Source organism: Mycetocola sp. Y171 (assembly GCF_056713165.1).
This window is the reverse complement of sequence record NZ_JBWYGX010000002.1, coordinates 1,187,170-1,199,772: the sequence shown is the minus strand read 5'-3', so window position 1 is coordinate 1,199,772 and position 12,603 is coordinate 1,187,170. Positions and strand designations below refer to the sequence as shown.

The following is a 12,603-nucleotide window of genomic DNA, read 5'->3' as shown; positions in this document are numbered from 1 at the left end:
GTCAGCTGGGGGACTCATGCGCCAGAATCGCCAGCTGGATGCGGTTGTCGAGGCCAAGTTTCGTCAGCGCGCTCGAGATGTGGGCTTTGACGCTGCCGTGCGAGATGAAGAGGCGGTCGGCGATCTCGGCGTTGCCGAGTCCTCGCGCGACGGCGAGCGCCACGTCGCGTTCCCGGACGGTCAGCGGTGCGAGGGGGTCCGGCCGGTGAGCCGGCGGAACCTCCTCCGATGACGCGACATGGTCGATGAGCTGTCGCAGGACGTCGGGGGAGACCGTTGGCTGACCGGCGGCAGCCGTTCGGATCGCCTCGACGATCTCCGCGGGCGGCGTGTGCTTGAGCAGGAACCCGGCCGCACCGGCCCTGAGCGCCTCCAGGACCGTGGCATCCGTGCGGAATGTGGTCAGCACGATCACGGCAGGCAGGCTGTCGATTTCAGAGGCGCGCAGCGTTCGGATCGCGGAGACACCGTCGACTCGAGCCATCCGCACATCCATCAACACCACGTGCGGCGAGGTCGTGCGGACCGCTTCCAAAACTTCGTCCCCGTCGGATGCGTCGCCGACGAGCTCGATGTCTGCTGCGCCACCGAGGAGGAGGCGCAACCCCGCCCGCACCAGTGCGTCGTCGTCGACAACGAGAACCCGGATGCTAGCGGTCGCCTGGCTCATGCTGCTCCCATCGGCAGGTCGCCGGCGAGCGCGAATTCACCGTCCCTCACGGCGTGGTGCAGGTGCCCGCCGTCGATGTGGACTCGTTCGCGCAGGCCCGCTAGCCCCGCACCTGCTCCGGGGATCTCACTTCCCGTCAGTCCGACTGCGACGGGGTTCGTGACTTCGACGCGGAGACGATCGTCGTCACCGCGGATCGCAACCCGGACCGGCGAGCGGGGCGCATGCTTGCGAGCATTCGTGAGTCCCTCCTGCACGATTCGGTACGCGGTCCGCTGCACGGATGCCCTGGCCTGTGAGACCGCGTCGGCGTCGATCGACACCTCCACCTGTTGCCCTGCCTGCCGCGCTTCGGCGACCAGGCCGTGCACATCGTCGAGTTGCGGCTGAGGCCGGCCAACGCCGAGCGCCGGCTCGGCGCCATCGTGACGGAGCACATGGAGCAGCTCGCGCAGTTCCTCGACGGCAAGGTGTGCGTTCTCGCGGATGATCACTGCGGCCTCGTGAACCTCTTCGCTGCTCATCGGACGCTGACCGGGCTCGGTCGCGTGACTGGTGCGGAACTCCAGGGCCCCGGCGTGCACGGAGACAAGAGAAATTCGATGAGCGAGTACGTCATGCATCTCGCGGGCGATCCGTTCCCTCTCATCCCTGCGAAGGGATGAGAGTTGCGCATCGAATCGTTCTCGGTCCGTCCTCGCGGTGTGGCGGAGCCCTTCGATGACTTGCCGGCGGGCGCGTGTGAGGAGGCCGAAGCTCAGAGCCAGGAGGTAGACGAGGGGGATGAAGATGAGCCAGGCGAGCCAGGTCATTCCCGGTATCGGAGCGACTCCGTGGTACGGCAATGCGAAAACGATGTGCAGTCCCACGAGGGGAAGAGAGACGCGCGGACGCGCATACGACCCCATCCGGTACACCCCTGCGAGCACGGCGAAGCCGGCTGTCAGCGAAAGCGAGCCGGGGATGATGAGCCAGGCGCCGACTGCCGCCGGATGTGTGCGAGACCACCAGAGACTCGCTGCGGCGAGCACTGCCAATCCGATGTCGATCGGCCAGTACCAGGCCGGAATAGCCTCATAGGCCTCGCCGCCCAGCAGAGTCAGGTAGATGTAGACGAGGGCGAGGGCGATGAGCGCCGCGTCGACGAATCGAGCGCTGCGCCCGGTCTGGTCCCGGGAATCCGATCGCACTGGCGTGCCCTGCGTCATCCTTCGAGGATACGAAGGATTCTGACGGCGATCCACGGGTTCGTCCCGCTGAGGCCGATCGGCCACCACTTCTGGCCGATCGGTCACTGTCGGCGACGACGTGAGGAGGGCAAACTGGCAGCATGTCAGCTCACGAAACACCACAGCAAGCCGAGTTCGCGCTCGAACTCACCGGGCTTCGTCGCGAGTTCGGCGACAAGGTCGCTGTCGACGACGTGAATCTCCGGATCCCGCGCGGGTCGTTCTACGGACTTGTCGGGCCGAACGGTGCCGGAAAGACGACCGCCCTGTCGATGGCGGTCGGGCTGCTCCGGCCGAGTTCCGGTCGCGCGTTCGTCGAAGGTATCGACGTGTGGCAGGACCCCGTTGCGGCGAAGAGGCATCTCGGCGTGCTGCCGGACGGTCTTGCTCTTCCCGAGCGGCTCACCGGCGGCGAACTCCTGACGTACTGGGGCCGGTTCCGTGGACTTGAGGCCGCAGCTGTCGCGAGTCGGAGCGCCGAGCTCATCCGCATCCTCGAACTCGAAGAGGCCGAAGCACTCGGAACTCTCGTCGGTGAATACTCGACGGGCATGCGCAAGAAGATCGGCCTCGCCACCGCGCTACTCCACGCCCCATCGGTCCTCGTCCTCGATGAGCCGTACGAAGCAGTCGACCCGGTTTCGGCCCGCGTGCTCACCCGCATCCTGCGGCGCTTCACCGCAACCGGCGGAGCGATCGTGATCTCGAGTCACGTGATGAGCCTCGTGGAGCAGCTCTGCGATCGCGTCGCCATCGTCACCGCCGGTCGGGTGGTCGCTGACGGCACCCTCGACGAAGTGCGGGCGGGCTCGACTCTCGAAGACCGTTTCGTCGGACTCGTCGGGTCGCCGGACATCGACGAGGAGGAGCTGTCGTGGATCGGATCCTGATCTCCCTGAAATTCACCCTGCTGCGAAACAGCTCCAAGGGCCTGCGGCTGGTCGGCTGGATCTTCGGGGCGCTCTTCGTGCTCGGCACCTGGCTGGCGGTGATCGCCGCCTCGAGCGACGACGCCCGGGGCTCCGTGCTCTCACTCGCGTTCGCGGGATGGGTTCTCGGGGCGGCACTCGGCCCGGTGCTCCTCAGCGGGAGCGGGGCTCTGAGACCCGATTACTTCGCTCTGTTGCCGATCGATCGGAGCGAACTGAGCCGCGGCCTTCTGGCGAGCACGTTCGTCGGCATCGCTTCCGGGTTCGTGCTGGTCGCGTTCCTGTCGAGTGCCGTGCACGCTCTCGCTCTCGACCCTCTCACCCTGGTCATCGTCCTCGTTGGCGCGCCTCTGACCTGGATCTTCGCGATCACGGCGTCGCGACTTGTGTACGGATTGCTGGGCGCGGCGATGCGATCCACGATCGGGGTCGAGATCGCCGGCATCCAGTTCGGGCTCATGTTCGCCGCGATGTTCACCGGTTGGATGGTCGTTCAGGCCGCCGTGCAGAGCGTCCCGGCCCTCATCCAGAACGGACTCCCGGACGGCCCGATCACCGCGGTGCTCGATGCCTTCCCGAGTTCGTGGCCTGTCCTCGCGATCGAGCAGGCGGCGGCGGGTAACTGGATCGCGGCGATGCTGCTCCTCGCCGCGCTGGCGGCGTTGGATGTCGTTCTCGTCGTCGCCACTGTCGCGCTGCTGACGCCGCGGTCGGAGCCGCCCAGGAGGAGGACCGGGCGACGCCTGTCCGCCGGCCTCGTCGCCGGCGGCGGCATCCTGCCGAAGACGCAGCTCGGCGCCGTCATCGGAAAGGAGTACCGCCAGTGGACGCGCGACCCGTGGCGGGCACTTGAAGTCCGTACAGCGGTCTGGACCGGAATCGCCATCGGCTTCTTCGCGCTGGTCAGCGGCAACTATTCCGTGCTGGCCGCATTCGCCGGCCTGATCGTCGCCTTCATGATGAGCGTCGCGGCTCTCAACCTCTACGGTCAGGACGGCACGGCGGTGTGGCAGACGATCGTGGGACAGGATGCCACGTCGATCCGTTCGGATGTCCGCGGGCGACAATGGGCGACCATTCTGGTGTTCCTGCCGCAGGCACTGTTGATCACCGTCGTCTTCCTCGTTCTGACCCAGCACTGGTGGGTCACCCCGATTGTCGTCGCTGCTCTCCCCGCACTTTTCGGCGTGGGCAGTGGAGCTGCCATGATCACATCGGCCGTCGGTGTCTCGCCGGGTGTGGACCCGCGCAAGCGGGTAGGGCCGAACGACGCGAACGGCAACATCGGCCTGCACCTGTGGATCGTGATGCTTCTGACCGCGGTCGGTGTCGTGCCGACCGCTGCGGTGCTGGTGCTGAGCCTGGTCGCTCCATCGCCGATTCTCGCGCTCGCCTCAGTGGTCGTGGGCATCCTGAACGGGTGGATTGCTGCCTGGCTGTACGGGCGGATCGCGATCGCCTATCTCACCACGCGGATGCCCGACGTGTACACCCGGATCCGGTACGGTCAGGTGTTCCACGGCGAATCGACGGGCGTGCTCGACTGGCTCGCGAAGAGCACCCTGAGCGGCGAGCAGAAGATGATCGCGCAACGTCAGAAGGAACGACAGGACAAGATCGCCGCGAGGAGTCGCGGTTGAGAGGACCGGAATGACTACGACTGACAGCGACCTGGCTGCCGAGCTCACCCGCCGACTCGGCCGGAAGCATCCGGTGGCCGCCGTGGCGACAATTTCCCCCTCCGGCACACGGACTGCCGTGGTCGGCGCTGCAACGGATGCCGGATTCGAGATCGGCTCCATCTCCAAAGGCATCACCGGCCTGCTCTACGTGGACGCGTGTTCGCGTGGCGAGCTGACACCGGAGACCACGCTGGGGGCGTTGCTGCCCCTCGGGGGCAGCGCGGCCGGTTCGGTGACGCTCGGCTCGGTGAGCACCCACACCTCGGGTCTGCCCAGACTGCCACCGGACGCGCACGCCCTTCGGCGCACGCTGGAACTCTGGCGGCACGGCACCAACCCGTATGGCGAGTCCGTCGACGCCCTGATCGAGCAGGCGAGGCGGGTGACCCTCTCGGCGCCGAAACCGCGATACTCGAACCTCGGGTTCGAGCTGCTCGGGCACGCGGTAGCCCAGGCAGCGGGCACGACATATCCTGAGCTCCTCGCCGACCGGCTGACCACCCCGCTCGGCCTGGAGTCGATGTACGCTCCTTCAGGGCCGGGCGAGCTCGAGCCGACCGCGGTTGCGGGCACGAGCCGGGGCGGTCGCGTGGTGCAGCCGTGGACCGGCGCCGGAATCGCGCCGGCGGGCGGCATCCGATCGTCCATCGGCGACATGGCGAGGCTTGCCGAGTCTCTGCTCGACGGTAGTGCCCCGGGGGTCGTAGCTCTCGATCCTGTGCGGGATTTCTCCGGCGGCATGCGGATCGGGGCGGCCTGGCTGACGCTCGAGCCCAGGGGCAGGCTGATCACGTGGCACAACGGCGGGACAGGGGGATTCCGCAGCTACCTCGCGCTCGACCGGCGCGCGGGCACGGCCGTCGTCCTCCTCTCGGCCACGTCCCGCTCGGTTGACGGGCACGGTTTCCGGATGCTCCAGGCCCTCGGATAGCCGCGGTCAGGCAGGCAGTGGTGCGAATTCGTTTGCCTCGATTCGGCCATCGACCGAGACCAGCGATGTCGACTCCGGGACCTCTCGCCACGCTCCGCGCAGGTCGCCGAGCGGTTCTGACACGATGAGGCGTGCATCGTCAGACAGCTGGTGCAGCACCGGATTGTCCGGGTACTGCAGCCTGAGCGTGGCCACATCGTTGTTGTGGAACAGCGAACGCGATCTGCCCTCGCTGGAATACCGAAACGCCCAGGTGGATTCTCCGTCGGTCGTCGCAACGGTCATCTGGATGGGGAACTCGATCCCGTGCTTCCTCCCGGTCTCCTCGATGAAGCCGACAGCGCGAGCCACAGCCTTCTGAGGATCCTCCGTCAGCCCGAAGGTGAGGGCGAGGAAGAAGAACGTCTCCGAATCCGTCGAACCCTCGATGTGCGGATAGAGCTCCGGGTCGACCGCCATGGTGAGGTCGCGTTTCACCTTCGGGAAATCGGTGATCGAACCATTGTGCATGAAGAGCCAGTTTCCGTTGCGGAACGGATGACAGTTGGTCTGCTGAACAGCAGAACCTGTGGATGCGCGGATGTGAGCGAAGACCCGGCCGGCTGACGCATGTCCGGACAGTTCCTGCAGGTTTCGGTCATTCCAGGCCGGTTCGATGCTGTGATAAATACCCGGGGTCTCCTGCGCGCCGTACCAGCCGACGCCGAAGCCGTCGCCGTTGACGGTCTCAGCGCCGAGCCGCGAGTGCCGGCTCTGCACCACGAGTGAGTTCGCTGGTTTATAGAGGAGATCTTCGAGAAGAACGGGGGAACCCGAATACGCAAGCCAACGACACATGACAACCTCGCTTTCGGGCCCAGTCCATACCCGGAGAATCGTGGGCGAATCATCCGCTCCGGGTGAGATCGGGTGCGGATGCCTCGTCGTTCGACTGAATGCCCCAGGACGAGCCGGTGGTCACGACCTCCCACGTGTGGGGGTGACGTCCCTCCGCTCGACCGCTCGGGACAGCGCCATCGTCACGAGGCCGCCCAACAGCAGAGCCAGGCCGGTGGTCCCTGCGGGAAAGAGGTCGGCGCCGGTGTCAGGGAGGGTCTCGCCCTCGTCGGCAACACCGCCCGAGTCATCAGGGTTTGGTTCCGGTTCCGGGGGAGGGATGACGGCGCTCTCGGTGTTCGTGATGGTGCAGACGACGGACGCCCCTTCGTCGACGGTGACGACGTCACCGGTGACTGTGCCACCGTCACACTCCCATGCGCTGGCTTCATAGCCGGGCGGTCCGTCTGATTCGCTGAGGATGTAGTCGCCCGTGGGCACGGACTGCTCGGTGACGGCCTCGCTGTTGCCTGCGCCGGTGATGGTGGTGGGCCCGGTGGCCGTGAGCGTCCAGTCCTGAGGTTCAGCCGTGCCGTCGTCGTTGACGACGACCTTTTCCAGAGTCAGCGTTCCTGTCGGTGTGTCCGGTGCCGAACTGCAGCTCACCTCAGTCGCGAACGGGAGGGAGTGGATCTCCCGCGGCTGGGCGAGAACCGGCGGCGGCCCGTGGGTGAAGCTCGCGGCGATGACGTTTCCCTCGATGTTCTGGGTGACCGCCCAGGTGAGTGCGGCAATCGGAGCATAGAGCGTCCCTTCGATGGAGTCCCCTCCCGTCACCGTGATGCTGGTGGCGTCTGGGAAGTTCCAGAGGATGAACGGAGCCGCCCCCGAGGAGATACCGGCGAGGTTGGGTGTCGTCCCGTTGAACGACGATCCCGTCACGTTCACGACGAGGGGCGTTGCGGCGTTGGGAACGTTGAGGAAGGTGATCTCCGCGAGTGCGTCCAGGTCGCTGGCCGATATCTCGAGAACATTCGTGATTCCGGGAGTGAGGAGCAGCCGCCCACGGCTGCCGGGTGCGTATGGCGCCACGAGTGGCGCGCCCTGATCGTCGGTCAACGTCGCGTTCGTGACGCATCCGCCGAGGTCTGACGAGATCGTCCGGTAGAGCGAGAAGGCCCCGGGGATGTCTATGAGTGACGACGGCACGGGCGTGCCGATGGATGCGGGCGACTGGTTGGGAGTCGTGCCTTCGATGGACGGACTCGACTCGTAGGTCTGCCCAGGGCGGACGAGTCGATAGTTGACCGCCGCATTGTTGGAGTCTCTGTTGAAGGCCGTGTATGTCGATGTGTCTGCGACCTTGGTGAAGCCGCCGTTGAGCACCCTCAGAATCGGCCCGGAGGTACCGGCAGGGAAGGAGACGCCGCCGCCCACGTACAGGAAGGTGGGAGCGGAATCACCCGGAGCAGTGAAGGTGGGTGCTGGGGTCGATCCGGCGCCGACGTTGTAGGTCGTGCCGAAGCCGAGGTCGCCTCCGAGAGCGAGGGTACCTTCCGCCTCGTCCGCGTTGATGAAGACATCCCCTTCGACGAAGACGAGGAACCCGCTGTTGGCCGGGTGTCCGTTGAGCGGAACCCGAACCGGGTTCACAGGGAGAACGTCGGCGCTCGCCGGTATCGGTCCGCTGAACGACAGTGCCCCGACGACCACCGCGACGCCCAGCGTCGCAAAGGCGAACCGATGTCCCCTCCCGAATCCCATGCAGCGAGGTTGCCTGAATAAGCCCTAGATCGCAAGGGTTGCAGCGAATATCGGTGCGCTGCTCACGGGTGGGGAACGTCGCTCACGGCATCCGGGAGGGACGAGTGGATGCGGTCCCGGGACTTCTCACCCGGTCCGGGGGACACCTCCGTCCGCTACGACAAGCACCATGGAGGAACTCGCGATCTCTGCCCGCCACAGCCCTCGGCGTGACCGGCACCGTCGAACGGAGGAAGGTGTGAACGTCGTCATCGGCTTCGTCGTGGTGATCGTGGCTGTCGCGATCACGATCACGGCGATGCTTCTCGTGCGCAGGCGTGCTCCTGAGGGAAGCTACTTCAGCGACGGCGACCGTGCTTCGGGCGTATTCGGCGTCCTCGCCACCGGCTTTTCGGTGCTCCTTGGTTTCATCATCGTGATCGCTTTCCAGTCCTACGACGAGTCGCGATCGGGTGCCGAACAGGAGGCGACGATTATCCTGCAGCAGATGGAGACGGCTCAGTTCCTGCCCGCGGACACGGCAAAAGATCTCACGGGTGAGCTCATCTGCTACGCGCGCTCTGTCGTCGGGCCGCAGTGGGTGGCGCTCGAGAAAGGAGAACTCGGCGATTCCATCAATCCATGGGGTGCGCAGATGTTCCTGACGATTCAGGCAGCGGACCCTCAGACCCACGCCGAAGAGTCGGGGTACGACCGATGGATGGCGCAGACGGAGGAACGAGAATTGGCCCGTCTCGACCGGATCTACGCTGCGGACGGTCTCGTGCCGCTTCCCCTGTGGATCGTCCTCTTCACGATCTTCGTTGTCATCCTCGTCTACATGCTGTTCTTCGCCGATCCGGCCGAAGGCGCTGTGACACAGGGAATGCTGATGGGGAGTGTCACCCTGATCATGACGACGCTGCTCGTTCTCCTCGTCTTCTTCAACAACCCGCACGGGCCAGGGGTGGGCCAGCTACGCCCGACAGCAATGGAACGGACACTCCGGATCATCGACATCGAGCTCGACTTCCTCGGGCTCGACCTGAAACCACCGTGTGACGACGATGGCAACGCGCGCTGACGAGGGCCCTCAGAAGGCCAGCCGTGCCGAGTTCCTTGTCACGATTCTGCTCGTGGTCGCCGCCGTCGCGACATCCTGGAGCAGCTACCAGGCGACGAGATGGAACGGAGAACAGGCCAAGGCGGCCGGCCGCACCAACGCGATCCGGATCGACGCAGCTCGGGCGGCGAGCCTGGGCGAGGCGCAAACGGAGATCGATGTCGCCACATTCATCGCGTGGGCCGACGCCGACAGGGGCGGTGATCCGGAGCTCGCCGCCTTCTACCTGGACCGCTTCCGGCCTGAATTCGCGGTGGCTTTCGACGCCTGGACGGCGGCGGAGCCGTTCACCGATTCGAGCGCCCCGAAGACGCCGTTCGAGATGCCTGAGTATCAGGTCGCGGCGCGGAACGAGGCAAGCCGGCTCGACGAAGCCGCAGAAAAATCGGCGACAGAGGTGCAGCGAAACATCCAAAGGGCCAGCAACTATGTGTTGACGGTCGTCCTCTACGCCGTTGTGCTGTTCTTCGCCGGCATCTCGACGAAGATGTCCAGTCGCCGCTTGCGCGTCGTCATGGTCGCGGGAGGGTTCATCGTGCTCGCGGGTGCGCTCGGCTGGGTCGCGACGTTCCCCATCAGTATCGGGCTCTGATGCGCGAGATCACAGCGTCGTCGTAGCAGACCGCAATTCGGGCTCGGGAGGCGAGTCAGGGCTGTGTCCTGATCTCCGTGATCTCTATTCCCATGTCACCCAGCCGCGCTACGAGGCCCTGAAGGTCCGATTGATCGCGGACGAGACCAGACAGGACGGTGCTGGAAGGGGAGAGCTGGACGGCGTCGAATTCAGGGAACGCGGCCCGAATCGTGTCTGAGACAGCGCAGGCGATGCGGATTTCATATCGCGTGGGTCGCATTCTCTCTCCCGCCGTCGGTGCGTCCAGCCTGATCTCAAGCATCCCGCGGGCGCGGTGACCGGGTATCCCCCGTTCCGGGCGAATCGACTAGAGGAGGCCTTCCGCCAGCGCTGTCTCGACCGCAGCGGTCCTGCCCGAGACCCCGAGCTTCTGGTAGATCGCCCTGAGGTGGGTCTTCACCGTGTTGGGGCTCAACCGCTGTTTGACGGCGATGTCGGAGATGCTCTGATGGCGCGGCAACTCCCTGAGGATCTCTCGCTCCTTCTGCGTGAAGGCGACGCGTGCGACGAACTGTGCCTGGGGCTTGCGATCGCGCGCACGCTCGACGATCGACTCGGCGAAGTCGTCATACGAGCCGAGCCGCCCGAGGCGGGACTCGACGAGCTGCGCACCCCAGGCGCCGTCGGCGAGGAACGGTCGGCGTGCCTGCATCGGCTCGGCCGTTGCCAGCGCGCGGACGAGCCTCGCGTCGGCGATGGCCACCCGATCGGTCGCGTCCGCCCATTTCGCCAGGAGAAGCCAGCCGAGCACGGTCGACCCGTGATCCCAGGCGCGAGGCGTCCCGATCAGCAGTTGTTCGAGAGTCGGCTCGTGGGCGCTCAGGCGGCCACCCGAGCCGCTGTAAAGCGCAGCGGCGAGAGCGGCCTCGACGCTGTTCTCATCGAGGACGCCTGAAATGAAGTCGCGCGCCTCCCGTGCACGATAGCGGTCGTGCAGGCGCAAGGTCAGTGCCATGTATGTGAACGAGCACGATGCAAGGGTCAACGGGTTTCGCTGCCCGTACACCCGAAGAAGACGGTGGAGCTCATCCAGGTGGGCTCGTTCGTTCTCGCCGCCGTCCAGAAGGACGAGAAGCCGAAGTGCCGACGCTGGCACGGTCAGTCCGAGATCCCGATGTTCGTTGCCGGTGTGCAGGATGTCGTCGAGAAGCGTGACTTGCGGGTCGCTTCCTCCATCGAACTCCGCGGTCTCGATGGAGAGCTGGAGGCGGGCAGAGACGAGATCTGATGATCTCGCGTGGTTCTGGGCATCACCGACGATGAGGTCGCGGTAGGCAAGCGCTTCGGGCCAGCCGTTGATTTGCGTTGCGACCGCAGCTGTCACGTCCAGCAGGTTGAGATAGAGCCAGCGATGGCGGGACTCACGCGCGCTGGCCGTGGCCGACCTCAGGATCGAGACGGAGCGCTCCAGCTCCCCGAGCGCGCGGAGTGCCACGCCGCGCGCCAACGCGCAGAAGATGAGGGCGTCGAGCGCAGCATCCGAGACGAGGCGACCGGGCACGGTCACACTTTCCTCGACGGCGTCGAGGTTCGCGAGTGCCACACGCGCGGTCTGCGGGTTCGACCGGAGAACGAGGAGGGCCGCATGGACGAGACGGAGGTCGTCCCTGCTCGTCGACATGGCATCCCGAAGCGCAGCGAGTCGATAGTCGGCACGGACGCTGTCTGGCAGGTATGGCGCAGTGAGGACCAACTCGAGCAAGCGCGTCGCCACCGAGTGCAGGCCGTGCTCCGCGAGCACCTCCAGCGATCGCTTCACCTGCGCGGAGTAGCCCGAGAAGACGAGACCCATGCCCTCTCTGTCGAGGAAGTCGAGGAGATCGCGGGTCGCGTCGGAGCGAAGCAGGATCTCACATGCGGTGTCGACGCGATCATGTTGCCGGTACCACTCGGCGGCGACTCGCTGTGCGCGAGAGTACGCGTCGAGGTCGCGACGTCTACTCTCCGCACGCAGGTAGCTGAGAAGGACGGAGTGGTAGGTGTAGACGTGCTCCACTTCGGTCGAGTGGCTGACGAGCGCTGTTCTCGACTCGAGCCGCTCCAGCATTGCACCCGCATCTGCGCGTCCGGTCAGCTCAACGGCGAGCGGAACGGTCAGGGTGTCTGTCGCTGATGTTGTCAACAGGAACTCGCGGGACTCGACCGAGACCTGACTGAGGACTTCGTTCACCAGGTAGTCGGCGACGGCACGGTGGTCGCCGCCGAAGTCGTCGGGCAACGACGTGACGTCCTTGTCCTTCTTCAGCCAACCCGCCAGCAGCACAAGTGCGGCCGACCACCCCTCGGTGCGCTCCTGGACGGTCTGGATCTCGGATTCGCCCAAGTGGATGCCGGTGGACTCGAGGAACGCCGCTGTTTCCTCGTTCGTGAAGGCGAGGTCGGTCGTGCGAAGTTCCCGGGTCTCCGGGCACAGGGGGAGTCGGGCCAGGAGCGGCGGCGGATACCGGCCGGCGAGGACGATCTGCAGGCCATCGGGTCGCTCTCGGCACAACTCGACCAGCCATTCTGCGTCGGCCTGGCTGTGCAGACGGTGCAGGTCGTCGATCATGAGCGTGAGAGGTTCCATGGCCTCCCGAGGGCTGAAGTCCGCGGCGGTGAGCTGGTCGGTTGATTCGAGTGCGGAAAGATTGGCCATCCATCCTCCCCTGATGCAAGCGGACTTCACCAGCCAGGGCAGGGACGGGCGGGAGACGCTCGGTGTGGCCAGTCCAACCCAGGCGACAGCATGGTCCGCCGTACGCAATTCCTGTGCCCATAGCGCCAGAAGCGTGGTCTTTCCGGCGCCTGCCGTTGCCCACACCTCGGTGATGGGGGATGTCTCGGCGAGTGAGAGGCGCGGACGCGGT

The 12,603-nt window shown here is 65.9% G+C and carries 10 protein-coding genes; 5 read left to right on the top strand and 5 right to left on the bottom strand.

The genetic code is table 11. The annotated features are described in order from the left end of the window. Position 1: 1 nt before the first annotated feature. Complete coding sequence (locus AC1M2K_RS15435; protein WP_480241622.1) at positions 2-670, bottom strand: response regulator transcription factor; 669 nt, start codon at positions 668-670, stop codon at positions 2-4. Next, a complete protein-coding gene (locus AC1M2K_RS15430; protein ID WP_480241621.1) occupies positions 667-1,878 on the bottom strand; it encodes a sensor histidine kinase in 1,212 nt (403 codons plus the stop codon). The genes AC1M2K_RS15435 and AC1M2K_RS15430 overlap by 4 nt, the downstream gene beginning before the upstream one ends. A gap of 122 nt (positions 1,879-2,000) precedes the next feature. Here AC1M2K_RS15430 and AC1M2K_RS15425 point away from each other — a divergent pair, with 122 nt between their 5' ends. From AC1M2K_RS15425 to AC1M2K_RS15415, 3 genes are read left to right on the top strand one after another with little or no spacing between them, the layout of a single operon-like run. Then, positions 2,001-2,789 carry an ABC transporter ATP-binding protein gene (locus tag AC1M2K_RS15425; protein WP_480241620.1) on the top strand — a complete coding sequence of 263 codons (789 nt, stop codon included), beginning with the start codon at positions 2,001-2,003 and terminating at the stop codon, positions 2,787-2,789. Next, complete coding sequence (locus tag AC1M2K_RS15420; RefSeq protein WP_480241619.1) at positions 2,774-4,468, top strand: hypothetical protein; 1,695 nt, start codon at positions 2,774-2,776, stop codon at positions 4,466-4,468. Before AC1M2K_RS15425 ends, AC1M2K_RS15420 begins: the two co-directional genes overlap by 16 nt. 10 nt (positions 4,469-4,478) lie before the next feature. Next, positions 4,479-5,441: a serine hydrolase domain-containing protein gene (locus AC1M2K_RS15415; RefSeq protein WP_480241618.1), complete on the top strand. Its 963-nt coding sequence runs from the start codon at positions 4,479-4,481 to the stop codon at positions 5,439-5,441. Positions 5,442-5,447: 6 nt separating this feature from the next. Here AC1M2K_RS15415 and AC1M2K_RS15410 read toward each other — a convergent pair whose 3' ends face one another. Then, positions 5,448-6,278, bottom strand: a complete 831-nt coding sequence (locus AC1M2K_RS15410) for a class II glutamine amidotransferase (RefSeq protein WP_480241617.1) — start codon at positions 6,276-6,278, stop codon at positions 5,448-5,450. Positions 6,279-6,398: 120 nt separating this feature from the next. Further along, on the bottom strand, positions 6,399-8,021 hold the full coding sequence (locus AC1M2K_RS15405) for a collagen-binding domain-containing protein (protein ID WP_480241616.1): 1,623 nt from the start codon (positions 8,019-8,021) through the stop codon (positions 6,399-6,401). A 238-nt stretch (positions 8,022-8,259) separates the two neighbouring features. Here AC1M2K_RS15405 and AC1M2K_RS15400 point away from each other — a divergent pair, with 238 nt between their 5' ends. After that, positions 8,260-9,084: a bestrophin-like domain gene (locus AC1M2K_RS15400; RefSeq protein ID WP_480236285.1), complete on the top strand. Its 825-nt coding sequence runs from the start codon at positions 8,260-8,262 to the stop codon at positions 9,082-9,084. After that, the gene (locus AC1M2K_RS15395) at positions 9,068-9,715 is read left to right on the top strand and encodes a hypothetical protein (RefSeq protein ID WP_480241615.1); all 648 of its coding nucleotides are present in this window, start codon (positions 9,068-9,070) and stop codon (positions 9,713-9,715) included. The genes AC1M2K_RS15400 and AC1M2K_RS15395 overlap by 17 nt, the downstream gene beginning before the upstream one ends. A gap of 349 nt (positions 9,716-10,064) precedes the next feature. Here AC1M2K_RS15395 and AC1M2K_RS15390 read toward each other — a convergent pair whose 3' ends face one another. Continuing rightward, positions 10,065-12,392 carry a winged helix-turn-helix domain-containing protein gene (locus AC1M2K_RS15390; protein WP_480241614.1) on the bottom strand — a complete coding sequence of 776 codons (2,328 nt, stop codon included), beginning with the start codon at positions 12,390-12,392 and terminating at the stop codon, positions 10,065-10,067. Positions 12,393-12,603: the final 211 nt, after the last annotated feature.